Here is a 25527-nt window from a genome sequence, read left to right as displayed (position 1 = left end):
GTCAGCATTGCAAAGGTCAGCCCATAGCGATGACGGGAAACCGACAGATGGTGTCGGAATCAGAGTGCGATCAGATTTTCTGATTTAAGCCAGCCCGGAATTGCCCCGATATCTGGCAAAACGATGTCTGCAAAAGGCGCGAGTTCCGCATGTGGCGAAGGTCCGGTCAGAACACCGACCGTCCGCATCCCTGCCGCCTGACCTGCGTGCAGATCATGGGTGCTGTCGCCGACCATCAGGCAGTTTGTGGCGTCCAGCCCGGTATGTGCGCAAAAGGCATGTAGCTGTCCCGGCGCTGGTTTACCGCCATGTCCGCTGTCATAGCCTGCGATGAACTCAAAATGCCCGGTCACCCCGGCGCGATCCAGATGCGCGCGTGCTGGTGCTTCGGCATCGTTGGTTGCGATGCCAAGGCGCAAACCCAAAGCAGCCAATCCACTGAAGTAATCGGCAAGCGGCACTGCTTCAACTTGTGTCACCTGCGCTGTGGCAGCGTTCATACGCGCCAACAATGCGTCTTTATCCTTGTCAGGGATTGCGCTGAGAATGCAGTCAGCTGTCTCATCCACGGTTGCTGCAATCACAATGCTATCAGGCCGAAATTGATTTGCGTCGACATCAAAGCCCATCGCATCGGCAAGCGCATCAAAAACCGCGGGATCACCCTTTGCTTCTGCCTCAAGCATCCCGCGCGTCCATGTACCCCACGTCGCATTGAAATCAAACAACGTGCCGTCCTTGTCGAAAATGATGCCTTTGATCACGCGTCACCTGTCCCTTCGTGCATTGACACCGGACCCCGCCCGCAAGACGGTGTCAATCAACATGTTGAAATTCCGATCTTATCGTGACCGCCCTGTCCACCTCGGCCCTTTTCCGCTTGAAAGCCTGCGCCGGGTGCAATCGGTGGATGTGTCCAATCTACCGCCGATGCAGGGCCTTTCCTTTCGCAGGCCCGAAAACCCCAAGAGCATTATCGGCGCGATGCAGGACTATCAGGCGATGCTGGACGCCACCCGTGACGGGATGGTCAAGCGCGAGATGGCCGAGATACCTAATAATCTGACAGAGCGGGCCAATCACCTTAAGGCCTTTGGCTATTACTGCGACGCCAGTATGGTTGGTGTTTGCGCGATCCCTGGTCAGGCTTGGCTCGCAAAACCTATTGCCAACCCTGATGTTGATCGACTTGCCGACAAACTGCGTAAGGTGCAGCCCAAATCACTTGCGGCCGGGATTGACGTGATCATGGCTGGACTGCGCGACAGCATGGCGATGCCACCGGTCGATTGTCGTCACCATACCCATGCGCTGGTGTTTCTGTATGATCATCCGCGCGCGCCCAAGACAGGTGAACAAGGCACCGATTGGATCAAGGATGCACTGCCCCAGCGCGCCTGTCTGCGCGGCATGGAAACGGCGGTCACTTTGGCCAGTTATATACGTACATTGGGATATGATGCGCGGGCGCATTCGATGGCGGCGTCTGACGTGCATCTGGATGCCCTTGCGGCCCTTGCAGGCCTTGTTGCGCTGGAAGATGGCACCTTGTCCAATCCGTTCACAGGCGACCGCTATGGGCTGGCGGCGGTCACAACCACGCTTGATATGACGCCGGACCAACCCATCGCGCCGGGGCAAAATCCACCACATAGCTATCAAACCGGGCGCGGCACGCATGCCAAAACAGCCCGCACCCGCGATGCGTTTGCCAATCGCGACTTTGCCCTTGGGCCGCATCCGTTTGAGACGCTGAAGCGTGTGCATGAACCGACAACCTATATCGACCGCCCCAATGTTGCCCGCGTGCCCAAACGCGCAAATCTGTTCGTGCGCGGCTTGTTTGGCGATATGGGCAAGCATGTGCAAGAGGCCACAAAGAACGGCAACTACGTGCGCAAATCCGCCGCTGCCTATGCGTTTCGTCCTTCGCTGGGGGCCTTTGTGCTGTTGCAGGATGGCGAGGCGGTCGGAGAACCAACCGAAGATACCCCAGACAATAACGCCGCCAATATCAAGGCCGCGCTTTATTTCTTGGGCGTTGATGCTGTGGGCCTGTCCGCCTGCCCAGACTGGGCATATTACAGCCACGACACAACCGGCGCGCCGATCACACCCTACCACGACAATGCCATCTCGATGATCATTGACCAAGGACATGAGACGATGGAAGGCGCATCTGGCGATGATTGGATCGCCTGCGCACAATCCATGCGGGCCTATTTGCGGTTTTCGCTATTGGGTGGGGTTTTGGCACAGCATCTGCGCAACCTCGGGTACACCGCCCGCGTTCATTCTGTGATGGATGAAGAAGTGCTGCATCCGCCCCTTTTGCTGCTTTCTGGCTTGGGCGAGGTCAGCCGCATTGGTGAGGTGATCCTCAACCCCTTTCTTGGCCCCCGCCTAAAGTCTGGTGTTGTCACGACCAATATGCCGATGACCTATGACAAACCGATCGATTTTGGTCTGCAAAAGTTCTGCGATGCCTGCAACAAATGCGCGCGCGAATGCCCGTCCGGGGCGATCACTGCCGGCCCGAAGCTGATGTTCAACGGCTATGAGATTTGGAAATCCGACAGCCAGAAATGCACCACCTACCGTGTGAGCCAGAAAAATGGCGCAATGTGTGGGCGCTGCATGAAAACCTGCCCATGGAACCTGGAAGGACTGTTTGCAGAGGCCCCTTTCCGCAAGCTGGCGATGACTGTGCCACAAGCGGCCAAAGCGCTGGCAAAACTGGACGATAAACTGGGCAAAGGGTCGATCAACCCGGTCAAAAAATGGTGGTGGGATCTGGAGATGGAGGATGACGGTGCCTACCGCCCATCCCGCCATCCGGTGAACGCGCGCAGTCTGCAAACGGATCTTGATCTGAAATACACCGATCAAACGCTAGCCGTTTACCCTGCCCCCCTTGCGCCACCACCCTACCCTTGGCCAGCACCCATGGACCGTGAGGCTGGGATTGCAGCCTATGAAGCCATGATCTCGGCTGATGAGCATCGCAAGCGGCGCGCGGCAGGAATGCTGCCTGAACACATTTATGCACCCATTCAAGGCGACACCCCCGTGATTGAGGTTGTCATCAGCAAGGCCATCAAGATGACCGATGCTGTGACAAAATACGAATTCTCGCGACCAGATGGCAGCGATCTGCCGCCCGCCACTGCGGGCGCGCATATTGATGTCGTCGTGGCCCCGGAATTTTTCCGTCAATATTCGCTAAGCGGTGATCCGGCCAACCGCAGCCAGTATCAAATTGCTGTGCTGCGCGAAGATGACGGGCGCGGCGGATCAAAGCTGATGCACCGCATTTTTGAGGAAGGGCGGCGGGTCTATATTTCGCCGCCTATCAACCATTTCCCGTTGGTTGAGGAGGCATCCAAGACGCTTTTGGTGGGAGGTGGCATCGGTATCACCCCGATGATCGCCATGGCGCACCGCTTGCACACGATTGGCGCTGATTTCGCCTTGCACTACAGCATGCACAGCCGCAGTGATGCGGGTTTCCTTACTGATCTGGCGCAAGTGCCTTGGACGGACAAAGTACATCTGCATGTATCAGAGGAAGGGTCGCGTGCCGATCTGGCAAAGCTGACATTGTATCAAGGCGGGGCGCATATCTATACCTGCGGACCAGATGCCTACATGGCCGCTGTGATGGATGCAGCAAAGGCCAATGGCTTTCCCGATGACGCGTGGCACCTGGAATATTTTGCTGTGCCAGAGCAACCAGAGTACGAAAACCATCCTTTCACGGTGGTTCTGATCGACGGCCGCGAAATCGCCGTTTCATCCGATGAAACGGCTGCTGACGCGTTGAATGCGGCAGGCGTTCATGTTGATGTGAAATGCTCTGACGGGCTGTGCGGTGTTTGCAAATGTGGGTTGCGCGAAGGTACCGTTGAGCATCGCGACTTTGTCTTGTCCAAAGCCCAGCGCGAAACCGAAATCATTCTTTGTCAAAGTCGCGCGTCGGAACCGGGGGGCACGATCAAGATTAACCTTTAGGTCCAGTGTACGCTTTCAGCGCCCGGCAGGGCATATCGCGCGCGCAATGGCTGGTCATAGCCCAACCCCACAGTGTCACAAAACAACACGACCCAGGCGTCGTCCATGGTAATGAACTCCAGCACCGCCGCCAGAAACGCGGGGTCTGTGGCCCGCTCGCGCAGGTCATCCACTGATGCACCGGACGCGCCTAGAAAGAGCGGACACAGCTCATCATTTGCTGCCAGCCACGCCAACCCTTGCAAGGCAATCACTTCGGCTCGTTCTTGTTGCATTTACTTTCCCTATACCGATGGAAACCGTTTTTTAACCATTAACACCGAATCTCAGGACAAGGAATCGAGCCGATGGCTCTGAGATAGGGGCAAGAAATGCCGGGTCGGATACTGATCATAGACACTGTTGCGACAAACAGGATCGTGTTGAAAGTAAAAATGTTGGCAGCCCGCTTCGTGGTGGATGCCTGCGTAAGCAAACAAGAGGCGATGACCATCATTGCCGAAAACCGACCTGACCTGATCTTGATGAACCTTTCAGATGCGGTCGACGATCAACACAGCCTATGCCATGAGTTACGTCGCACTCCCGAAACCGCTGCAATCTCGATCATCGCAGTGGGCGTCGCAGACACGTCTCAGGCCCGATTTGCCGCCCTTGATGCGGGGGCAGATGACGTACTGCCCCACCCGGTTAATGATGCGCTGCTGTTGGCACGGATTCGCAGTATGTTGCGGGTGCACAGCACGCATGAAGAACTGCAATTGCGTGAAGGCACAAGCCGCGCTTTGGGTTTTGAAGAGAACAAAAATGGCTTTGACGGTGCCACAAAAGTTGCCGTTCTGTCGGTGCGTGGACCTATGGAAACGGCAGTTACATTGAATTTGCGTAAATATTTGCGCGGTGTCATCCATAGCATAGAACCCTATGCCGTTTTGCAACTGGACGATGCGCAAGCAGCGCACGACCTATTTGTGATCAATGCCACGACAGTCGATGCAGGCCGAAGCGGTTTGTTTGGGCTGGTGTCCGACCTGCGCGCACGCGCGCAAACCCGGCAGGCAATGCAGCTTGTCATGGTTCCCAAGGACAAACCGGAAATCGCTGCGATGTTCCTTGATTTAGGGGCCGATGATGTTGTGCCTGAAACCAGCGATGCCGCAGAAATTGCCCTGCGCGCCAAGCGCCTGATTGCCCGCAAACGTAAACACGATAAATTGCGCGACACGCTGCGCAATGGGCTGAACGCGGCCGTCACTGACCCGCTGACGGGGCTTTTCAATCGCCGCTATGTTGAACCGCATCTGGCGCGTCTGGCTGACCAGTCGCGCAAATCGGGGCGGGAACTGGCGGTGATGATGATTGATATTGATCACTTCAAAGCCGTGAATGACACGCATGGTCACGCCGCGGGCGACCAGGTGCTGATCGAATTGGCGGATCGGCTGCGCGAAAATCTGCGGGCCATTGATCTGGTTGCCCGTATGGGCGGCGAAGAATTTCTGGTCGCAATGCCCGGTACGTCTGTTACGGATGCGCGTTTGGCGGCAGATCGACTGCGCGCCTTGGTGAACACAATGCCCTTTGAACTGGGAAGTGACCTTCCCGACATTAAGGTTACCGTGTCGATTGGTTTGGCTGTCAGTGGACAGATCAAACCAGAAACTGCGGCAATCAACAAAATTTGCGCCCAAGCCGATAAGGCCCTCTATGCCGCAAAATCAGGTGGTCGCGATCAGGTCGCGATGAGCAAGTCAGCCGCCTGAGTTGCGCAATCGCGGGGCTCTGATCCGTGAAAGCTCTTCGGCGACCTGATCGGCAAAAGCACGTCTGCGGTCCGGTGTCATCGCAATGATTTGTTCCAAGGTCGCATCTTGTGCCTTGGCTTGCAGCCCTGCGACATTTGCCGCCTGATCTGCCATTAATGCACGTAATGCTTCTGGGTCAAACGGCTGCGCGCGCAGCGTTTCAACCATATCAGCGGCACGACCTCGCAAATCCAAAGAACGCAAAGCCCGGTCCTGCCTTAAACTGCGCCCGATCGCCTGTCTCTCCTGAGGCTCAAGCGCGCGCGCAATTGGCCCGATCCCCAGATCAAAACTCCGTGGTGGCCCATCACCCGCACGCCCTGACACAATCGCACCCACGATGATCCCGACCACCGCCAGATTAAGCGCGAGCGACACCACAAGAACAATCCGCCACAGGCGGCTAGGTCGTGTGGTTGGTCGTTTGTCTTCAACCATCAAAAAGTACCTCTTCTTCAAACAGCAGGTCGGTCGAGAACAAGGTCACACTGACCTGATCACCAAGCAGGTTTGCGGTCATATCTTCAACCGATGATGGTGGCGCAACACCAACCCAAATGCCAACAACCGTCGCAGTGGCCAAACTGCCGACAGCGGGCCAGCCACCAAGCGTATCCAGCATCCGGGCCCACAAGCCCATCTGCGGCGTCGCAACCGCCGTAGATTGTGGCTGCATGGCATCTGCATCGGCCAGCACGCGTGCCGTCAAATCATCACTCGGCGCAGCCGTCGTCTTGCGCGCTTGGGCGAAAAGACCGTCTAGCATATCATCATTCGGGTTCGTCATCGTCATACCCCAGTTCTGCCTTTCGCCCCGCCATGATATCGGCAAGGGCCCGTTTGCCGCGTGCTGTTAAGCTTTCCACGGACCGCACGCTGATGTCCATGATTTGCGCAATTTCGGGGTTCGCTAACCCTTCAAGGTGCCGCAGCGACACCGCCTGCGCCTGCCTTTCCGGCAATTGCGCCAAAGCATCCGATAGGGCGGTCATCCGCGCTTGCGTCTGCATCTGTGCTGTCACGCTGGGCGCCGCATCCAAAGGCTCTGCCACCTGATCCAAAGATACGCCCCGCCGCTTGCGCAACCGGTCTGTACACAGGTTTGCCACCACACGGTAAAGCCATGTGCTGACCTGCGCCTCGCCATGCCGCCAGTCGGGTGCGATTTTCCATAAACGCATCATTGCGTCCTGCGCCACGTCTTCGGCCTCGGTCTGATTGCCCAGCATCCGCGTGGCCTGTGCCAAGACCCGCGGCAAAAGACGCGCTGTCAGAGACCGCGCCGCCTGCCCATCGCCATTGGCGTATGCGACCAAAAGTGCGGCGTCTGGCGCGCCTACAAAAGGATCTGGCGATGCGTTCATCTGCAAAAGAGCTAGCCAACTTAAACCCGTGTGGCAATTGGCAGAGGTAGGAGGCACCCCTGCCAAGCCACCATCAGCCCCGGTTCTTGCGGCCGGGACCGCGGCGTTCACCACGGCGTTCGCGGGCTTCCTCAAACTCATCGGCTGAGATTGCGCCGTCTTCATCCGCATCCACCCTGTCAAACATCTGCGCCGCACGCCGTTCTTCGCGTGTTGGCATCTCATCCAGCTGCAACAGCCCGTCACCATTTTGGTCAAAGCGTGCGATCATGCTTGCTGCGCGATCAGACGCACGTGTGGACAATTCCTGTGCCGACAATGCGCCGTCACCGTTGGTATCCTGCGCCGCAAAGCGCGCTTCGCCTTGCGCCTGCAATTCGTCCAACGTCAATGCGCCGTCGCCATTCAGATCAAGCGTTGCAAAATCAGGGCGCTCATTTGGCCCTTGGGCCTGCGCGGCGCCCGCAGTCATCACGAGGCCTGAAAGAAGGGCTGCTATCAAAATCTTCGTTTTCATTTTCGTTTCCTTTTATCGGTTCATCGCAGCGGTTCTGCGCCGCTGACCCTTCTTCAACGCGGCAGCCTGAACGTTCCGTCGCATGTTTTTCGAATTTCTTGCATAGCCGCTATTCCGCGCACCCCCTTCCCAAATCAGTTCTGATGCTTCATGTCAGATAAATTGGATGGAGTTGCCAAATGTCCGACGCAGATTTTCAGATTGACGACCGCCCAACGAAGCCCGCCATCATGCGCGGCCTGCGTTGCAAATGCCCCAATTGCGGTGTGGGCCAGCTTTTTGCAAAGTACCTCAAGGTCACGGATACCTGCCCGTCTTGCGAAGAAGAGCTGTTTCATCACCGCGCTGACGATGGACCAGCCTATCTGACAATCCTTATTGTCGGTCACATCCTTGGGTTTGTAATCCACTTTATGTGGGTGCAGTTTCGGCCAGAGCCTTGGGTTATGGCGACGTCACTTACCATTGGTGCTGTCGCCCTCTCGCTCTTTCTTTTGCCGCGTATGAAGGGCATGGTTGTGGCCATTCAATGGGCGCGCCGGATGCATGGGTTCGGCCACAACGGCTAAGGTGGGTCACATCGACAAATCGGCGATCAGAGACGCATCCACCATCATTGTGCTGCGCGATGCCGCGACAAAACCTTCGGTTCTGATGGGACAGCGCGGCGCAAGTGCTGCGTTCATGCCGGGCAAGTTTGTCTTTCCAGGTGGTGCGGTCGATGCCAATGATGGGATGGTGCCCGCGACTGCGCTTGGCGCATTGGATGAGGCCCGATTGGCGAGTGAGAGCGCTTTATCACCTACGGCACTCGCCGCTGCTGCAATTCGTGAACTTTGGGAAGAAACCGGACAGGTTCTTGGCCACCCCAGCCCTTGGTCTGACGCCCCGCAGGGATGGCGCGGGTTTTCTGCGACAGGCCATGTTCCGAATGCTGCCGCTTTGCAGTTTTTCTTTCGCGCGGTCACACCCGCAGGCCGCCCCCGCCGCTTTGATGCGCGGTTTTTTCTGGCGGATGTCGCGCAGCTACAGACCGATCCCGACGATTTTTCAAATGCAGAGGATGAGTTGGCGCATTTGCAATGGGTGCCTTTGGCCGATGCGCGCCAGTTCGATCTGCCCTTTATCACGCAAATCGTGCTGGCTGAATTGCTCAGCCACATCAAACGCGGTGGCCCGACCGCCAGCGTGCCGTTCTTTCGCAATGATGACGAGGCGCATCTGGTCAGCCGTTTGGATGGGCGTAGCCCGCTTTAAAGCAGCAACACCAGCATAATGATGCTGGCGGTCAACAAGCCCAAACCTTGCCATTCGCGCGCCGTGACCTTTTCGCCAAACACGAATGCCCCGACCATCAGTGAGAATAGCAATTCAATCTGGCCGACAGCGTTGACGTAGGCTGCGTTCTGCAAGGTGAAGGCCGTAAACCAGCAGATCGATCCAATCATACTGGTGATCCCGACCAGCCCAGCAACGCGCCAAGACGCCAGGACCCGCCCGATCTCACCCCGTTCGCGCCATACCAGCCACAGCGCCATGGCAAGCGTTTGGAATGCTGTCACCAAGGCAAGCGTGATAATCGCCCGGTAGAACACATCACCATCACCATCACCCAATGACAGCGACGCGCCGCGATATCCGTTGCCGGAAATACCAAACAGCACCCCGGCCCCAAGGCCCAGCGCCGTGGCCCGGTTGAAGATACGCTGGTGCCAAGGGCCGACACCACCGGGCGGATCCGAAAGCAAAAGCACACCAGCGAGGCCAATCAGCATAGCAAGGATCGTGAGCGTCGTGAATGTGTCGCCCAAGATTAGAAAACCAAAGAATGCACTCAGCAAAACTTCGGTCTTTTTGAACGTGATCCCCACCGCAAAATTGCGATGGCTGAAAAGTGCGACAACACACATGGTGGCCAAAATCTGCGATGTGCCGCCCGCCAAGGCATACGGCCAGAATGCGGCAGGAATATCGGGTGCCCCCTGCCCCGATGTCACAGCATAAACACACGCGATCACCGCGACCAATGGCGATGAATAGATGAACCGCGCAAACGTCGCCCCCGCCGTCGACAGTGCCATCCCCTTTAGCCGTTTTTGCAACATAAAGCGCAAGGTTTGCGCGGTTGCAGCGCCGATGGTGATGGGGATCCAGAGTTCCATCTGTTCCCTATGCCCGCAATCGGCTACCGCCGCCAGAGCGGGTGCACGACAGGATCTTTGGCTTTCCAGAAATAGGTGCAGATCACTTCGCGGTAAGAGGCGAAATAATATCCACCGTTGCGCCGCAAATAGTGATCCTTGCGCGACCGATAAAGCGCAGGCAAATCATACCACGCCACGCGCGGATGCATGTGGTGGACGACGTGCAGGTTGTTGTTAAGAAACAGGAAAGCGAAAATACCCCCTTTCTCGACAATCACGCTGCGTCCGCTGGCCCGTTCATGTGCTTGGTGTTCTAGAAATGTGCGCAATTTCAGGATCGACATGCCAATATATGCCGCGATCAGGTAGGCCCAAAGCGGCATCGGTGATGTTATCACGACAATTAGTACGGCAATAACAGCGGGCAGATGGATCAGCCAGCCGCGCAGTACTTCAGCGTCACGCTTGCGCCATTCACAGGTGGCAAATGCGATTGTGCCGATCAGTGGTCCCAGCGTCAGACGTCCGGCCACTGTGTTGTTCATCAACAGAATAGTTTGCAGTGATCGTGGCAGATGTTCCCACTTTCCAGCATCCAGATAGTTGCTTTCAGGATCATCAAATGGATCCGTGATCACCTCATCATGGTGATGTGCAAGATGGGTTTGCTTGTACCTGATGTATGGAATGAACAGCACCAGCGGCGGCCAGATGATCAGATCATTAAGCCAGACACGGCTGAACGGGTGCCCATGAATAACCTCATGCTGCAAAGACGCATGCAGCGCGATGGTCAAAGCCGCCGTCGGAATGCCAGCCCAAAGCGGCAGTACCCAAAGCGCCAGTGCCCACACGACGTAACACGCAATAATAAGTAAAACCGTTGGCCACTCAGTCTTGGTGAGTGATCCGTCTTTTTTCTGTCCCATAATGCTGAAACTACGCAACCCGGCCGATTTCCGCCATCCTGACACTAGTTCACAAATCCATCAGAATATGATTATAATCCTATATGTTGATAATTATGGACAAAAGAGAACGCGCAGCAGTTTTTCGCGCGCGTTTGCAGGCTGGCATGAAGCAGGCGGGGATCACGCAAAGCGCGCTGGCCCGCCAAGCGCAGGTGGATCGGTCAACCCTATCGCAACTGATCAAGGACGATGGCGCACGTTTGCCAAACGGGCAATTGGTGGCAGCGTGTGCAGCCGTGCTCGGCGTCAGCGCTGATTGGCTGCTTGGGTTGTCCGACCTTCCAGAGCAAGCGCAGGACCTTGTGGCAAATGCCATTTCCATGACCCAAGCCCAACGCGCGCTGGTTGATGAAAAAATCTTTGCATGGCACCAAGAGGCCGAAGGGTACAAAATTCGTCACGTGCCTGCCGCATTGCCGGATATGCTGAAAACCGATGATATCCTGCGGTGGGAATACGCGCCATCGCTTGGGAAAACGACAGAGCAGGCGATGGGGGCCAGCAATGACCGGCTGGAGTGGATGCGCAGCGCGCGATCCGATTATGAAATCGCAATTCCATTGGCCGAAGTCGAAAGCTTTGCGCGTGGTGATGGATATTACCGCGATCTGTCGCCAGCCCTGCGTCGGCCTCAGCTAGAAAAAATTCGCGACCTTCATGCGCAGCTTTATCCAACGCTTCGGTTGCATTTCTTTGATCAACGCAAGCTTTACTCTGCCCCTGTGACCATCTTTGGCCCCCTGCTGGCGGTGATTTACATCGGCCAAAACTATCTGGTCTTCCGCGATACAGAGCGTGTCGCCGCCATCACCGCCCATTTTGACGAACTGGTGCGCGCCGCCAGCATCAGCCAACGCGATATTGGAACTTACTTTGACCAACTGATCGCCAAGATGGGCTAGCGCCGCACGCCAACCGCATTTCCGGCGCCTTTGGGCGCAGGTAAGGCCGCATGGGCATCCGCGACTTTGATCAGTGTTGTCGCCAAATGCGGGGCCGGATCTGATGCTTTGCGTGTTTCAAGGCTTACGTGGATCAGCATATGTTCACCTGTGGCCAATTCACGGTCCCCTTCAAACATACGGTGGAAGAGGTGCATTTTCTTACCTGCCCCATTCAGCACCTGCGTTTCGACCCGAATGACAGCACCGGCATGGACCTCATCCAGGTGGCGGATATGCGTTTCAGCGGTAAAATAACTGCCGCCTGTCGCGATATAGTCCGCATCGCAACCGATAAGCAGCATCATCCGGTCGGTGGCGTCGCCAAAGGCCTGCAAATACCGCGCCTCGTTCATGTGGCCATTATAGTCGGTCCAGTCCAGCGGCACAGCACGGTGCAGGGTTACAATCGGCTGGCTGATGTCATCTGGTAAGGCGACCGTGCCTTCGATCCGTCGGTCTTGTGCGTTCAGCAGCTGACCCGCGCCCCAATCCTGCGCTTTCAGCCCACGCAGGATGGACACAAGGTTATCATCGCGTGCACGCTCCAGCTCGCGGATCGTGTACCGCCCGGATTGTGCATCGGATTGATCGGCGACCGCGTCAATCAGTTCATCGGTCAGATCCGGCACGTCCATCAGCTTGGTCCATGGCCATTCAAGGCACGGACCGAACTGTTCGATAAAGTGGCGCATCCCCGCTTCGCCGCCGGCAATGCGATAGGTTTCAAACAGCCCCATCTGCGCCCAGCGCAGACCAAAGCCATAGCGGATGGCGTTGTCGATCTCTTCAGTTGTGGCGATGCCGTCTTTGATCAGCCAAAGGGACTCGCGCCAGACAGCCTCTAAAAAGCGGTCAGCGATATGCGCATCAATTTCGGCGCGGACATGAAGGGGATGCATGCCAAGCTGCGTCAGGATAGTTTTTGCGCGGTTCAGGATTTCAGGATCGGTCTTGTCGCTTGGTACCAGTTCAACAAGCGGCAGTAGATAGACAGGATTAAATGGGTGGGCGACAACAATCTGCGAAGGCCGGGTTGCGCAACCTTGCAGTTCGGATGGCTTAAAGCCGCTGGTCGATGAACCGATCACCGCATCATGCGGGCAGTGTTCTTGCAGCGTCTGATAGACTTTGCGCTTCAACTCCAACCGCTCTGGCACGCTTTCCTGTATCCAGCTGGCATCAGCGACGGCATCGGACATGTTTTCATGAAAGCTCAGGCGCCCCTCAGGTGGCAACGCCACATCCGATAGTCCGGGCAAGGATCTGCGGGCATTCGCCAGCACCTCGTTGATTTTGCGCGCGGCCTCTGGATCAGGATCAAAGACGCGCACGTCCCAGCCCATCAGCAGAAAACGCGCAGCCCAGCCACCACCGATCACGCCACCGCCAATGATGGCTGCGGTTTGCCCCGTCATACCTTAGCCTGCGGGCTTGGCAGCAGGGTGGTCGAACTCATCCGCCGGTACAGGTGTGCGTCGGATCGACGGATCACATGCGACCATCGCCGTGTTGCTATCACGAATGATCAAGCCACCACGAGCACGACAATCTTCAAAGGACATACGCCCCCCGATTACCATGAACTCGCGCATACCGCCGCCGGTGTTCATGCCACCACCTTCACATGCAGCCAAAGCCACAACACTGCTTAAAATCAAACGTCTCATCATTAAAACTCCTTCAGTCGGCTAAGATCATAACCGTTGAATTGCAAAACATCACGCGCGGCCTCTAACCGGTCGGCACGAATATCCGGGGTACGATTTAATATCCACCCTGATCGCCCGTTTGGCGCACCAACAACAGCCGTGCGGTAATCCTCATCAGTCCACAGCACCCAATAGTCTGCCGCGACGAAAGGCACCGACGGAAAGCGAACCTTCAACCGGCCTGGCCCTACAATTTCGGCGGTCCCTGCAATGCGCGACGTTTCCCGCCCTGCCGCATCTCGACAAATGTTCAGCACCGACAATAAACCATCATCGCGCAATCCGTATTCCGCTGTCACCCCAACGCAACCAGCCTGAAACGGGACCGGGTATCGGGCAACCTCGTGCCAGACACCCAAATAGCGTTCGGGCTGAAACACGGCCTTGGATGCAATCGGGACATCGGTGTCGCGGTAGACAGAGAATAGGCCCCCACTGCCGCATGTCGTGCAACCAGCCAAAAGCAGGATCAGCGCGAGCGCCCTCACGCTGCCACCGGGGCGCGTTTGGTCAGACCCAGCTTTGCACGCACCTGTTCTGGTCCAATCACCTTGGCGCCAAGGTTTTCGACAATGCCCACCGCACGTTCAACCAGTTGTGCGTTGGTTGTCAAAACACCACGATCCAGCATCAGGTTATCTTCCAGACCAACCCGCACATTACCGCCCGCAAGAACAGAGGCCGCGACATAGGGCATTTGGCTGCGCCCCAAACCAAAGGCCGAGAATGTCCAGTCATCCGGCACGTTGTTAACCATCGCCATAAAGGTATTAAGATCATCTGGTGCCCCCCAAGGCACACCCATGCAAAGCTGAACGAGCGCGGGACTATCCAGCACACCGTCTTTGACCAATTGCTTGGCGTACCACAGGTGTCCGGTGTCAAAGGCTTCAATTTCGGGCTTCACGCCCAGATCGGTCATCATCTGCCCCATTGCAACCAGCATACCGGGCGTGTTTGTCATCACATAGTCTGCTTCAGCAAAGTTCATCGTACCGCAATCCAGCGTACAAATTTCGGGCAGGCATGCGGCGACATGCGCGACACGTTCCGTCGCACCGACCATATCGGTCCCTTCGACTGTGGGCAGTGGCGCTTCAGTACCGCCAAAAACAATGTCACCGCCCATACCAGCGGTCAGGTTCAGCACAACATCAACCTCTGCATCGCGAATACGCTCTGTCACTTCGCGGTAAAGGGCCAGATCGCGCGAGGGGACACCGGTTTCCGGATCACGCACATGGCAATGCACCACAGCCGCCCCAGCCTTGGCCGCATCAATCGCGCTATCGGCAATCTGTTTTGGGGAACGGGGCACATGTGGGCTGCGGTCCTGCGTGGACCCAGAGCCCGTTACCGCACAGGTGATAAAGACCTCGCGGTTCATCTCAAGCGGCATCTGCGTTCTCTCCTGCGCTGCTGTTTGACCGGACATTTGCTGAAATCGCCGCACCACACAAGGTGGAATTCTTGACATAGGGTGGCGCTTGCTGGCATCCAAACGGTCATGAACAGGACGCCACAGAACACAGCGGTCTATTTTACCAGCGCCATATAACGGCGGCTGGGCTTTTTTGACGACATCTGAAAACAACTACCGCCCGCAAGGGTGATTGGTTTGGTGTGCGTCCTTGCGGGTCAAGCGCGAGGACAGAACGATGCATAAAATTACTGAAGTGACACCCAAGGATATCCCAGATCTTTTGGGGATGATCCGACAGCTTTGCGCCTTTCATGGCGATACCTGCCTGATGGGGCTGGCCGACACACAAGAGAAATTCATAAACGGGCCTTTGAAAGGATTCATAGCCCGCCATAACGGTGATGCCATCGGCTATGCTGTGCTTGAATCGCACTGGCGGCCAATGCACCGTGGTGATCTTTATGACATCGCGCATCTTTTTATTGTCGGGCCTGCACGCGGCAAAGGTGTTGGAAAGACCTTGATTGCGGCCTGTCAGGCCTTTGCGCAGAGCCAAGGTGCTTGCAGGTTGGTCATCGGGACATCGCCCGATAATCCGGGGGCTGCTGCAGCGTATCGCGCCATGGGCCTGGAAGAGATTACAACTGCGCCCGGACCTCGGTTCAAGATCGCTTTGTGTGCAGCGGGTAAGGTGGATTGAAGTCCACCTTACCTAGTAGGGCATTGGGTGATCACGATGCACCGCATCGATCTCGGCAATCAATGCGTCTGACAACATCACGTCCTTGCCCGCCAATATCTGTGTCAACTGATCCGATGTTGTGGCCCCAAAGATGGCTGACACCGCAAAAGGCCGGGTCCGTTGCCATGCCATCGCCATATGCACCGGGTCGATCCCATGTTTGGCCGCCAGATCAAGGTATGCCTGCACCGTTGGCCAAAGCCGGTCCGTGACCCGCCCGCCCAGATCGCCGTTGATCGACAACCGGCTGCCCTCTGGCACCGCACCATTCTGGTATTTGCCGGTCAGCAAACCACAGGCCAGCGGTGAAAAGGACAACAGCGTCACATCTTCATTCACTGCCATTTCCGCCATGTCGGTGTCATAGAGACGGCACAGCAAAGAATACTCGTTCTGCACCGATGCCATCCGCGGCAGGCCTGCCGACTCGGCCTGATCAATCCATTTGGTCATGCCCCACGCGCTTTCGTTTGACATGCCAATGGCCCGGATTTTGCCCACTTTGACCATATCGCCCAGCGCCTCAAGAACATCCATCATATGGTCCATCGTCTGCTGACGGTTCTGCCCAGAGGGATCATAAGTCCAATTCTGCCGGAACATATACGATCCGCGGATCGGCCAATGCATTTGATAGACGTCAATCACATCCGTTTGCAGCCGCTTGAGCGAAGTATCAACGGCTTCGCGGATCACTGCGCCATCGTAACCGCGCCCTTCACGCACCCAGCCGGGATTATTGCCAGATACTTTGGTGGCCACGACAATCTCATCCCGGCGGCCCGTCTTGGCGATCCAGTTTCCGATCACCTGCTCTGACAGGCCCACCGTTTCTGCCCGGATCGGGTTAACCGGATACATCTCGGCAGTATCAAGAAAATTAATGCCTGCATCCAGCGACATATCAATCTGGTTGTGCGCGTCATCCTCTGACGTCTGATTGCCAAAGGTCATGGTACCCAGACACCATTCACTGACCATGATGTCGGTGCGACCAAGGGGAAGCTGCTTCATTTGTTTTGCCTCAACTTTGTGTTCGCGCAGACCCTAATGTGCCAGCGCCCAAGGGCAAGGGTGCAAAGACGACATATCATTGTCGATTATGGCCTAGTATCTGTGGGCAGGCAGGCGCATAGGTCGCATTATGCAGATGATCATCTCCTTTGCTGCCTTGTTTTTGTCAGTTGCATTGTTGCAGCTGTCATCCGGCGGCGTTGGGCCACTTGATGCTTTGACGGGGTTATCACTGGGGTTTTCGCAGGCCCAGGTGGGCTTTTTGGGGTCCGCCCATTTTGTCGGCTTCTTCATTGGTTGCTGGTGGGCACCGCGTTTGATGGGCAGTGTCGGTCATAGCCGGGCTTTTGCCACTTTTACAGCAATGGGTGCGATTGGATTGGCGGCCCATGTGGTCACAACGGACCCATATATGTGGGCCTTTTTTCGCATCGGATCAGGCATTTGTGTTGCGGGCTGTTATACCGTGATCGAGGCATGGTTGCAGGCCAAAGTCACCAATGAAACGCGTGGCCGTGCCATGGCCAGCTACCGGATTGCGGACACCGGGGCGTCTTTCGTGGCGCAATTCATGATTGGCGCTTTGGCGGACCTTGAAACCTATATCGCATATAATATTCTGACGATCCTGTGTTGCGCGTCGCTTTTGCCGCTGGCGTTGACCCGTGTTCCGCAACCCGAAACACCCAAGGCGACCCGGCTGCGCCCCGCCCTTGCCTGGGCGTGTTCGCCATTGGCTGTTGCGGCCGTTTTGGTGGCTGCCCTTTCAAGCGCGTCGTTCCGGATGGTTGGTCCGATTTATGGGCAAGAGGTTGGATTGACCGCCAACCAAATCGGTTCGTTTCTTGCAGCTTTTGTGGCGGGCGGTGCGATTGCGCAGTATCCGGTGGGATGGCTTGCGGATAAATATGATCGCCGCTGGGTGATGATCTGGCTCTCTATTGCGGCGATCCTGTCGTGTGCATTTACGGTCACGACAGCAGGACAAGGGACCGTGTTGATCCTTACCGCATCCTTCCTGTTTGGTTTGACGACCTTTCCGATCTATTCGGTTGCAACCGCCCACGCCCACGACTTTGCCACTTCGGACCAACGTGTCGAACTATCCGCCGCGCTGATGTTCTTTTTCGCCGTTGGCGCGATTGCGGCCCCCTACACCACGTCAACCCTGATTGGATATTTCGGGCCTGCCGCACTGTTCTATTTCATATCGGTCGGTCACGTTCTGCTGGTTGTCTTTGGCCTGTCACGCATGCGGGTGCGCAAAGCCCCCGAGGACAGGACACGTTACATCTATGCCCCCCGCACAAGTTTCGGGATCGGGCGTTTGTTGGGTCGCAGCCGCGAACGCTAGAAATTATAAAGGACCGCAATGCGTGTCGTTGTGACGGCATCTGTAAAGATGTTGTCCATAAAATCACGGATCAATTCACCCCGGACAGTCAGGTTTGGTGACACTTCACGCTCGGCCCCAAGGCCAAAGTTAAACCCGCCTGCATTGTCATCCTCAAAATAATACTCGGTCACACCACCGGCAAAACGGAAGGTGTAATCGGCCCAATCGCGGCTGACCCAAACGCGCACACGGGCGGTATCATAGTCATTGTCGCCTGCAACCCGCAGACCATATTCTGCCTCTGCACCGATGCCGAAAAGCCCTGTATCAAAGCCCAGCCCTGCGATGCCTGACGTGACGGTCTGTGCATCACCGGAATGTGGAAAGTGATAATCGACACCAGCCCCGACATAGGCCTCTTGAGCAAAAGCGGCAGAGCCAAGTGTTGCTGCGATGATGACCGGGATCAGACGTTTCATGGGATGTCTCCTCAATACGTGGTGCGCTACGTCAGATGTAGCCTTGTGCGGCCATAAAGGCCAGTCCGTCAGCAACATCTGGCATCTGACCCAAACCCCCGCTAGATAGGCTGCAAATCTGCAAGGAACTGCGCTATGGCCCGCCATCTGATCACATCTGCTATTCCGTATATCAACGGGATCAAGCATCTTGGAAACTTGGTGGGCAGCCAATTGCCTGCTGACCTTTATGCCCGCTATCTGCGCCAGCGCGGACACGAGGTTCTGTTTCTTTGCGCAACAGACGAACATGGCACCCCCGCTGAATTGGCCGCCGCAAAAGCAAGCAAGCCAGTGGCAGAGTATTGCGCCGAGATGCACGGAATACAGGCCAAGATCGCCGATGGGTTCCGCCTGTCTTTCGATCACTTTGGCCGATCGTCAAGCCCGCAGAACCACAAACTGACCCAAGCCTTTGCCATGCGGCTGGCCGATGTTGGATTGATCAAGGAAGTGACCGAAGAACAGGTTTATTCCGTGGCCGATGGGCGTTTCCTGCCTGATCGTTATATCGAAGGCACCTGCCCCAACTGCGGGTTTGAAAGCGCACGCGGCGATCAATGCGACAACTGCACCAAGCAGTTGGACCCAGCCGATCTGATTGATGCGCATTCCACGATCTCTGGCTCGACTGAGTTGGAAGTGCGAGAGACGAAACACCTCTACCTGCGCCAGTCTGAATTGAAGGACGATCTGGCCGCGTGGATCGACAGCAAGACAGATTGGCCGATCCTAACGACCTCCATCGCCAAGAAGTGGCTGACCGACGGGGATGGCCTGCAAGACCGCGGCATCACCCGTGATCTGGACTGGGGTATTCCGGTCAAACAGGGCGACCAGACATGGCCCGGTATGGAAGGCAAGGTTTTCTACGTCTGGTTCGACGCCCCCATCGAATACATCGCCTGCGCGCAGGAGTGGGAAGACGCGGGCAAGGGCACCGACTGGGCGCGCTGGTGGCGGACAGACAAAGGCGCGGATGACGTGACCTACACCCAGTTCATGGGCAAAGATAATGTGCCGTTCCATACGCTGTCCTTCCCGGCGACTATTCTGGGCAGTCAAGAACCGTGGAAACTGGTCGATTACATTAAGTCGTTCAACTACCTCAACTATGATGGCGGCCAATTCAGCACGTCGCGCGGGCGCGGTGTGTTCATGGACCAAGCGCTAGAGCTCTTGCCCGCAGACTATTGGCGTTGGTGGCTTTTATCGCATGCGCCTGAGTCTTCGGACGCCGAATTCACGTGGGAAAACTTTCAAACGGACGTGAATAAGGACTTGGCCGATGTTTTGGGCAATTTTGTTAGCCGTATCACTAAGTTTTGCCGCTCAAAGTTCAGTGAAGCAGTACCAGAAGGCGGGGCATATGGCCCGGCTGAAGAACAGTTGATCGCAGACCTGACCACCCGCATCCGCGCCTATGAAGGCCATATGGACGCAATGGAGGTCCGCAAATCTGCTGCCGAGTTGCGCGCGATTTGGGTGTTGGGCAACGAATACCTGCAAGCCAACGCGCCCTGGACGACCTTCAAGACCGATCCGGAGACAGCGGCAATGCAGGTCCGCCTCGCGCTGAACCTGATCCGGATTTACGCTGTGCTGTCCGCCGCCTTTATCCCTGACGCATCCAAGACCATGATCGACGCGATGCAAACGGATGATGATAGTTGGCCGATTGATGTGGCTGCGGCAATCGCAGCACTGCCTGCGGGTCACGCATTCAGCGTGCCAGAAAACCTGTTCCGCAAGATCACCGACGACGAACGCGAAGAATGGGCGGCACGTTTCGCAGGCACCCGCGACGCAGGCTAGCGATGGGAAAATCACCACTTCAGAACGCACCAGAAGTTGTGGTCGAAACCTGTGCAGCCTTGCGTGACTGGCTGGTCGAAAATCACAACACCTCTGGCGGGGTCTGGGTCGTCGCCTTCAAAAAGGTGGATCCGGCACGCTATCTGCCGCTGAGTGAGGTCGTCGATGAAGCCCTGTGTTTCGGTTGGGTCGACAGCCTGCCACGGGCCAAAGATGACCTGCGAACGATGCTTTATCTCAGCCCGCGCAAAGCTGGATCGAACTGGAGCCGGGTCAACAAGGACAAAGTGACGAGGTTGATCGCCGAAGGTCGTATGGCGCCTGCCGGGCAAGCGGCCATCGACCGTGCCAAGGCAGACGGCAGTTGGACGGCATTGGACGATGTTGAAAACCTTGTGATCCCTGCAGACTTACAAGCCGCTTTTGACAAGGTCCCGGGCGCACAGGATCATTGGGATGCCTTTCCAAGATCGGTAAAGCGCGGAGCATTGGAAATTCTGTTGAACGCCAAACGCGCAACGACGCGGGCAGCCAAGATCGACACCATCGTGACCGAAAGTGCCGCGAATATACGCCCGTTCCAATGGCGCGGGCGCAAGTCTTGACCCGCCACTTGCCTTGGGTCACATCTCAACAGGCGACAACGGGAGATTTCTTATGATTATCGGACATATCGGCGCGCGGGCAGGCAGCAAAGGTGTGCCGAACAAGAACTTTCGTATGCTACATGGTAAACACCTGATTGATTGGTCCTTGGACCAGCTGATTGCATCCGACCGGGTCGACCATGTCGTTGTCTCGACAGACTCGCCGGAGATGTATGAACACGGTCTTAAGCAGGGTTGTCTTGATATCGGGCTGCGCCCTGCGGCACTGGCGACGGATACCGCCGCAAAATGGGATGTCTGGCAACATGCATTGCGCGAAGTTGAAAAACAGACCGGACCCGCAGACGCGTTTCTTGATCTTGACTGCACATCGCCGCTGCGTCTGCCCGAAGATATCAATGCAGGTTTAGATCTTTTTGAAGCCGAAGTGCCCGATATGGTGATGTCCTGCTGCGAAAGCCGCAAGAACCCCTATTTCAACATGCTGGAAACGGATGCGCACGGCGCGTTGCAGGTGTCAAAACCACTGCCGCACGGTGTTGTGGCCCGCCAGCAGGCGCCGATGGTTTATGATCACGTGGGCCTCGTCTATGTGGTCAAGCCGTCTTACCTGCGGACGGCAAAGCGACTGTTTGAGGGCCACGTCATCCCGTTAATCGTACCCAATGAACGCGGGCTTGACGTGGACAGTCCGTTTGACTGGGACGTGATTGAGTATTTGCTGGGCAAGCAAATTGCGGATGGCGTACGTGACCCGGCCTAGCGCCAGCCTTGCCATGGTTTAAGCGCCGCTTGCTTGGCCGCAAAGCTTTCGGTCAAGGCCTTGGCATCATACTCGGTCTTGATCCAATCCTGAATGGCAATCGGGCTTTCGGCGTTGCGCGCCTCGTAAACGTCAAGAAAGTGGTCCAAAATCCCGGTCGAAGATCGCCGGATATGTAAGTAGCGAAAGCTAAGTTGCTTGCGCGCTTCGGCCACACTTTGCCCTTCTTTAGTCATCAAATACAAGGCAGCAACCAGACCGGTCCGATCCGCGCCAGACTTGCAGTGCATAAGGAACGGACGCTCCATCGTGTCAAAGGCGTTCATGACGTCGATCAGCTTCTCTTTACGCGGCGCATCCCTGGCTGACATATGTATGGTGACAAGTTTTAGGCTCAAGCGTTCGCAGCTTTCGGCCTCGAACAAATAATGTGGCTGCCTGTGCACGCCACGCAAATTCAGCACGGTTTTGATACCCATCGCAGCATAGGCCGCGAACCGTTTGTGATCAGGATGGTTTGAGCGGTAGACCCCGTCACTGATCTGCGCGAAGTTGTGCCAGAACGTCCGCAATATGCCGTGGTCCAGCCACCGCACATGCTGGTAAGATCGCTTGCGTTCAACCGGGTCGGTGATGTCGTGACCGAACGACTGACGCAGTTCGCGTTCTTTGCGGTCCAATGCTCTGAATATCTTGCGGATCATCGTAGGCTCGGTTGTTGGTCTGGCTTTGTCACTTGGACCATGCAGGTGCGCATTGCAATGGGACCGACCCAATTGCCCCTTCGATTGAAACCTCATAGACACGTGCCAAACATACAGACGGGAGACCCGACATGGATATCGCTGGCCGCAAGATAGGACCCGAATACCCGCCTTTGGTGATTGCCGAGATCGGGATCAACCATGGTGGTGATCTGGATGTCGCCAAGGAAATGGTGCGTCTGGCGGCAGGTGCCGGATGCGAGATGATCAAGCACCAGACCCACATCATCGAAGACGAAATGACCGAAGAGGCCAAGCAGATCTTTCCGCCCAACGCAGATGTGTCGATCTGGGATGTGATGGCGGCATGTGCCCTGTCGCTGGAGGATGAGGCAGAGCTAAAGCGCTATACCGAAAGCCTTGGGATGATCTGGATATCGACCCCGTTTTCACGTGCGGCGGCTGATTTTCTGAATGATCTTGATGTACCCGCCTTTAAAATCGGATCGGGTGAGGCTGATAACCTGCCCCTCATCCGCCATATCGCGCGCATGGGCAAACCAGTGCTGATGTCCACAGGCATGCAAAGCATCGAGACAATTCGCGCCTCTGTGGCGATCTTGGATGATGCGGGGATTGAATATGCCCTTCTGGAATGCACGAACCTTTACCCCTCACCGCCCGAGATCGTATCGCTGCAGGGTGTCACTGACCTTAAAGAAGCATTTCCAAACGCCGTTGTTGGCTTTTCCGACCATTCCATCGGCCCAGAGATGGCGCTGGCCTCTGTTGCACTTGGGGCATGCATCCTGGAGCGCCACTACACCGACACCCGCTATCGCAAGGGTCCCGATATCATCAACTCTATGGACCCTTCGGAATTGCGCCATATCATCGACCGTTCCCGCGAAATCCACACCGCACTGCATAACCCCAAACAGCGGACCAGCGCCGAAGAAGACGTCTATCGTTTCGCCCGCGCATCCGTCGTGGCCGACCGTGACCTGCCCGCAGGCCATGTGATTACTGAGGCTGACATTTGGGCACGCAGACCAGGATCAGGCGAAATTGCGGGTTATGATTTTGACAAGGTTTTGGGCAAGACACTAAAGGCGGCAGTGACGCGGAACACCCAGTTGAAGTGGACGGATCTGGATGGTTAGGGGCCATACCCGCGCTGATCTGGGTGTCTGGCTGATCAACTTGGATCGCGACGCCGACCGATTGCAGCACATGGAAGACCAGTTACGTCCGCTTGACCTGCCTTGCCAGCGCTTCCCTGCTATTGATGGAAAGCAGCAGGTCGACACACTTAGCAAAAGGGCCGATGCGGCGGCCTATGCCCGGAATATGGGAAGCCCTATTTTGCCGGGTAAGATGGGCTGTTACGCCAGCCATATCGCCGTTTGGGAAGCGTTTCTGGCGTCGGATAGTGATGTGGCACTCATCCTTGAAGACGATGTTGTATTTCACGATGATTTTTTGCAAAGCCTAGATTTGGCGCTTGAGGCTTCGGATCATTGGGACACAGTCCGGTTCAATTGTATTCGCGCCAAATTGCCAGTGCGTCAGGGATATGTTGGTGACTACAGCCTGAACGCCTATGTCGGTCCGTTTACCGGTAACGCAGCCTATTTGATAAAACGCGATGTGGCGCAGCGCGTGCTGCCCAACCTCTGGCCGCAAACACGGGCGTTTGATCACGAATTGAACCGCTTTTTTCTGCATGACTTTCGCCAATGCGGGCTTGAGCCGTTTTCAACGCATGTGGACGATGGCAACGAAAGTTCAATCACAGGCAGCAACTTTGCGCTGGTCAAAAAATTCAAATGGTATCAGCGCTTGCCTCACTATCGGCTCAAGGCTGCGAACTACTTTCGCAGAGCAGGCTGGCTGGCCCGGCGTGGCCGTTTGTGGCGCAGCAATCGCAAGCTGGTCTGAGGCAGCGAATGACCCAACTGCAAAGTACAGTACATCAGCTCGCTTCGGTTTCAGCCACGGCTTTTGGTCTAGGGAAACGCGGCCTTCCAAAGGGCGCAGAAGTCCTTAATCCGATCTTTTGGCGCCAATACGACGACGATACGCTCATCTATGATACGGTCTGGTCGGCGGAACGGCAGCAATTGCAGGTTTTCTGCCCCAAATGGTTCGATTTCAAAGGAATACTGCAAAACGCACGCTGGACAGTCGGCGATCAGCCCCGCAAAGCGGGCCGCCTCACTCAATTCAGTGTGTATGATACTGTAACCATCCCCTGTGCAGCGCCGCCTGTCGCGCTTGAACTTTCCACAGGTACAAACAGTCTTAGTATCCCCTTCAGCCAAGCTGACCCGGAGCGTTATCGCGGCCGCAACGTTCTTTATGCGCAAAATAAGGACAACGATCTGTCATGGGTTTGCGACTGGGTGACGGCCCATCAGCGCAATCACGGTGTCGATGCTGTCTTGCTCAGTAACAACAACAGCGAAACCTACAGCAGCGAAGATTTGCGGCAAGCGCTTGCACAGATTCCCGGTATCGCGGTCGCTGATGTGTTGGATGTCCCTTTGCGATATGGACCAAACCCTGCAACGGTAACGCCAGTGGGCGCTTTGAAGTTTCTGCAACGCGCCCTGCTGAACATTGTGCGCGAAAGGTGGCTGCAAAAGGCGCGTGGCGTTCTGATCTGCGATATTGATGAACTGGTCGTCTCTCGCTCTGGTCAAAGCATCTTTGACGCGACTGCAAAATCCATCTTTAAATATACATCTTTTGACGGTGAATGGCGGTATCGCGCACCAAGTGCCAACAAAGTGCAACACGCCGATCATATCTACACCGCCGACCCGCCTGCGCGCTGCGTAAATAAATACTGTGTTGTGCCAGACAGCTTTTTGGGTCGTATGCCTTGGGGTGTGCATGCGTTAGAGCGGGTCAATCGCAGAATTTTTCCGGCATCACGCGCGTTTTCACTTTATCATTGTCGGTCAATTTCTACGTTATGGAAGAACGCGCGCAAGCAGCCACCGATGGAAAAACTGCATCAAGATAAAGCCACCAAAGACTTCATGCAAAAGAGCTTTCCTACGACTGAGACACCTTCGCATGCGTCAGACAAAGAATAAGACTTGCCCAGCACTGAATGAGAACATAACATGAA

Annotated in this window: 28 protein-coding genes; 13 read left to right on the top strand and 15 right to left on the bottom strand. The window is 56.2% G+C overall.

All coding sequences use genetic code 11. The features are described from left to right. Positions 1-59: 59 nt before the first annotated feature. A complete protein-coding gene (locus RCCS2_RS09415; protein ID WP_008233631.1) occupies positions 60-764 on the bottom strand; it encodes an HAD family hydrolase in 705 nt (234 codons plus the stop codon). A gap of 61 nt (positions 765-825) precedes the next feature. On the opposite strand from RCCS2_RS09415, the gene RCCS2_RS09410 reads away from it, so the two are divergent. Further along, positions 826-4011 carry a reductive dehalogenase gene (locus RCCS2_RS09410; protein WP_037294000.1) on the top strand — a complete coding sequence of 1062 codons (3186 nt, stop codon included), beginning with the start codon at positions 826-828 and terminating at the stop codon, positions 4009-4011. Here RCCS2_RS09410 and RCCS2_RS09405 read toward each other — a convergent pair. Continuing rightward, positions 4008-4286, bottom strand: a complete 279-nt coding sequence (locus RCCS2_RS09405; protein ID WP_008233627.1) for a DUF3572 domain-containing protein — start codon at positions 4284-4286, stop codon at positions 4008-4010. The genes RCCS2_RS09410 and RCCS2_RS09405 overlap by 4 nt on opposite strands. Before the next feature lie 96 nt (positions 4287-4382). Here RCCS2_RS09405 and RCCS2_RS09400 point away from each other — a divergent pair, with 96 nt between their 5' ends. After that, entirely contained in the window at positions 4383-5774 is a 1392-nt protein-coding gene (locus RCCS2_RS09400; protein WP_037293828.1) for a diguanylate cyclase, read from the top strand. Here RCCS2_RS09400 and RCCS2_RS09395 read toward each other — a convergent pair. The 4 genes from RCCS2_RS09395 to RCCS2_RS09380 all read right to left on the bottom strand — a co-directional run bounded on the left by RCCS2_RS09395 (position 5763) and on the right by RCCS2_RS09380 (position 7697). Beyond that, complete coding sequence (locus RCCS2_RS09395; RefSeq protein WP_008233623.1) at positions 5763-6254, bottom strand: periplasmic heavy metal sensor; 492 nt, start codon at positions 6252-6254, stop codon at positions 5763-5765. The genes RCCS2_RS09400 and RCCS2_RS09395 overlap by 12 nt on opposite strands. Continuing rightward, positions 6247-6609 carry a hypothetical protein gene (locus RCCS2_RS09390; protein WP_050770801.1) on the bottom strand — a complete coding sequence of 121 codons (363 nt, stop codon included), beginning with the start codon at positions 6607-6609 and terminating at the stop codon, positions 6247-6249. Before RCCS2_RS09390 ends, RCCS2_RS09395 begins: the two co-directional genes overlap by 8 nt. Continuing rightward, positions 6587-7180: an RNA polymerase sigma factor gene (locus tag RCCS2_RS09385; protein ID WP_008233617.1), complete on the bottom strand. Its 594-nt coding sequence runs from the start codon at positions 7178-7180 to the stop codon at positions 6587-6589. Before RCCS2_RS09385 ends, RCCS2_RS09390 begins: the two co-directional genes overlap by 23 nt. Before the next feature lie 73 nt (positions 7181-7253). After that, positions 7254-7697 carry an EF-hand domain-containing protein gene (locus tag RCCS2_RS09380; RefSeq protein ID WP_037293826.1) on the bottom strand — a complete coding sequence of 148 codons (444 nt, stop codon included), beginning with the start codon at positions 7695-7697 and terminating at the stop codon, positions 7254-7256. A gap of 179 nt (positions 7698-7876) precedes the next feature. Between RCCS2_RS09380 and RCCS2_RS09375 the strand changes: the two genes are divergently transcribed. Together RCCS2_RS09375 and RCCS2_RS09370 are read left to right on the top strand one after the other, a co-directional pair. Then, positions 7877-8266, top strand: coding sequence for a DUF983 domain-containing protein (locus RCCS2_RS09375; protein ID WP_008233615.1), 390 nt, complete (start codon positions 7877-7879; stop codon positions 8264-8266). Next, complete coding sequence (locus RCCS2_RS09370) at positions 8244-8954, top strand: NUDIX hydrolase (protein ID WP_008233614.1); 711 nt, start codon at positions 8244-8246, stop codon at positions 8952-8954. The genes RCCS2_RS09375 and RCCS2_RS09370 overlap by 23 nt, the downstream gene beginning before the upstream one ends. Here the strand turns inward: RCCS2_RS09370 and RCCS2_RS09365 are convergent. Together RCCS2_RS09365 and RCCS2_RS09360 are read right to left on the bottom strand one after the other, a co-directional pair. Next, positions 8951-9859, bottom strand: coding sequence for a DMT family transporter (locus RCCS2_RS09365; protein WP_008233613.1), 909 nt, complete (start codon positions 9857-9859; stop codon positions 8951-8953). The genes RCCS2_RS09370 and RCCS2_RS09365 overlap by 4 nt on opposite strands. A 23-nt stretch (positions 9860-9882) precedes the next feature. Beyond that, a complete protein-coding gene (locus RCCS2_RS09360; RefSeq protein WP_037293823.1) occupies positions 9883-10770 on the bottom strand; it encodes a fatty acid desaturase in 888 nt (295 codons plus the stop codon). A 95-nt stretch (positions 10771-10865) separates the two neighbouring features. Between RCCS2_RS09360 and RCCS2_RS09355 the strand changes: the two genes are divergently transcribed. Further along, complete coding sequence (locus tag RCCS2_RS09355; protein WP_008233610.1) at positions 10866-11714, top strand: helix-turn-helix domain-containing protein; 849 nt, start codon at positions 10866-10868, stop codon at positions 11712-11714. Here the strand turns inward: RCCS2_RS09355 and RCCS2_RS09350 are convergent. The 4 genes from RCCS2_RS09350 to RCCS2_RS09335 are packed head-to-tail and all read right to left on the bottom strand — an operon-like array spanning position 11711 to position 14864. Then, a complete protein-coding gene (locus RCCS2_RS09350; protein ID WP_008233609.1) occupies positions 11711-13171 on the bottom strand; it encodes a carnitine 3-dehydrogenase in 1461 nt (486 codons plus the stop codon). The genes RCCS2_RS09355 and RCCS2_RS09350 overlap by 4 nt on opposite strands. A gap of 3 nt (positions 13172-13174) precedes the next feature. After that, positions 13175-13426, bottom strand: a complete 252-nt coding sequence (locus tag RCCS2_RS09345; protein ID WP_008233608.1) for a hypothetical protein — start codon at positions 13424-13426, stop codon at positions 13175-13177. Then, positions 13426-13953, bottom strand: coding sequence for a lipocalin family protein (locus RCCS2_RS09340; RefSeq protein ID WP_008233607.1), 528 nt, complete (start codon positions 13951-13953; stop codon positions 13426-13428). Before RCCS2_RS09340 ends, RCCS2_RS09345 begins: the two co-directional genes overlap by 1 nt. After that, on the bottom strand, positions 13950-14864 hold the full coding sequence (locus RCCS2_RS09335) for a 3-keto-5-aminohexanoate cleavage protein (RefSeq protein ID WP_008233606.1): 915 nt from the start codon (positions 14862-14864) through the stop codon (positions 13950-13952). The genes RCCS2_RS09340 and RCCS2_RS09335 overlap by 4 nt, the downstream gene beginning before the upstream one ends. 259 nt (positions 14865-15123) lie before the next feature. Here RCCS2_RS09335 and RCCS2_RS09330 point away from each other — a divergent pair, with 259 nt between their 5' ends. After that, complete coding sequence (locus RCCS2_RS09330; RefSeq protein WP_008233605.1) at positions 15124-15588, top strand: GNAT family N-acetyltransferase; 465 nt, start codon at positions 15124-15126, stop codon at positions 15586-15588. A 12-nt stretch (positions 15589-15600) separates the two neighbouring features. Here RCCS2_RS09330 and RCCS2_RS09325 read toward each other — a convergent pair whose 3' ends face one another. Further along, on the bottom strand, positions 15601-16644 hold the full coding sequence (locus RCCS2_RS09325) for an aldo/keto reductase (RefSeq protein WP_008233604.1): 1044 nt from the start codon (positions 16642-16644) through the stop codon (positions 15601-15603). 130 nt (positions 16645-16774) lie between these two features. On the opposite strand from RCCS2_RS09325, the gene RCCS2_RS09320 reads away from it, so the two are divergent. Then, positions 16775-17998 carry an MFS transporter gene (locus tag RCCS2_RS09320; RefSeq protein ID WP_008233603.1) on the top strand — a complete coding sequence of 408 codons (1224 nt, stop codon included), beginning with the start codon at positions 16775-16777 and terminating at the stop codon, positions 17996-17998. On the opposite strand, the gene RCCS2_RS09315 is transcribed toward RCCS2_RS09320, so the two are convergent. Continuing rightward, entirely contained in the window at positions 17995-18459 is a 465-nt protein-coding gene (locus tag RCCS2_RS09315) for an outer membrane protein (protein ID WP_008233602.1), read from the bottom strand. The two genes, RCCS2_RS09320 and RCCS2_RS09315, sit on opposite strands and share 4 nt — an antisense overlap. A 135-nt stretch (positions 18460-18594) precedes the next feature. Here RCCS2_RS09315 and metG point away from each other — a divergent pair, with 135 nt between their 5' ends. Genes metG through RCCS2_RS09300 form a run of 3 tightly spaced genes read left to right on the top strand, consistent with a single transcriptional unit; the run spans position 18595 to position 21684 of the window. After that, positions 18595-20313 carry a methionine--tRNA ligase gene (gene metG / locus RCCS2_RS09310; RefSeq protein ID WP_008233601.1) on the top strand — a complete coding sequence of 573 codons (1719 nt, stop codon included), beginning with the start codon at positions 18595-18597 and terminating at the stop codon, positions 20311-20313. 2 nt (positions 20314-20315) lie between these two features. Next, positions 20316-20918 carry a YdeI/OmpD-associated family protein gene (locus RCCS2_RS09305; protein ID WP_008233599.1) on the top strand — a complete coding sequence of 201 codons (603 nt, stop codon included), beginning with the start codon at positions 20316-20318 and terminating at the stop codon, positions 20916-20918. A gap of 52 nt (positions 20919-20970) precedes the next feature. Further along, the gene (locus tag RCCS2_RS09300; protein WP_008233597.1) at positions 20971-21684 is read left to right on the top strand and encodes an acylneuraminate cytidylyltransferase family protein; all 714 of its coding nucleotides are present in this window, start codon (positions 20971-20973) and stop codon (positions 21682-21684) included. Here the strand turns inward: RCCS2_RS09300 and RCCS2_RS09295 are convergent. Then, entirely contained in the window at positions 21681-22388 is a 708-nt protein-coding gene (locus tag RCCS2_RS09295) for a fused DSP-PTPase phosphatase/NAD kinase-like protein (protein ID WP_037293815.1), read from the bottom strand. The genes RCCS2_RS09300 and RCCS2_RS09295 overlap by 4 nt on opposite strands. A gap of 131 nt (positions 22389-22519) precedes the next feature. Here RCCS2_RS09295 and RCCS2_RS09290 point away from each other — a divergent pair, with 131 nt between their 5' ends. The 3 genes from RCCS2_RS09290 to RCCS2_RS09280 are packed head-to-tail and all read left to right on the top strand — an operon-like array spanning position 22520 to position 25492. Then, positions 22520-23551, top strand: coding sequence for an N-acetylneuraminate synthase family protein (locus RCCS2_RS09290; protein WP_008233594.1), 1032 nt, complete (start codon positions 22520-22522; stop codon positions 23549-23551). Continuing rightward, positions 23544-24329 carry a glycosyltransferase family 25 protein gene (locus RCCS2_RS09285; protein WP_008233592.1) on the top strand — a complete coding sequence of 262 codons (786 nt, stop codon included), beginning with the start codon at positions 23544-23546 and terminating at the stop codon, positions 24327-24329. Before RCCS2_RS09290 ends, RCCS2_RS09285 begins: the two co-directional genes overlap by 8 nt. Positions 24330-24337: 8 nt before the next feature. Beyond that, positions 24338-25492 (top strand): hypothetical protein, encoded by a 1155-nt coding sequence (locus tag RCCS2_RS09280; protein WP_008233591.1) that lies wholly within the window; start codon positions 24338-24340, stop codon positions 25490-25492. The last annotated feature ends 35 nt before the right edge of the window (positions 25493-25527 follow it).

Source organism: Roseobacter sp. CCS2 (assembly GCF_000169435.1).
In the GTDB taxonomy this organism is placed as follows: domain Bacteria; phylum Pseudomonadota; class Alphaproteobacteria; order Rhodobacterales; family Rhodobacteraceae; genus Yoonia.
This window is presented reverse-complemented; position numbering and strand designations above follow the sequence as displayed.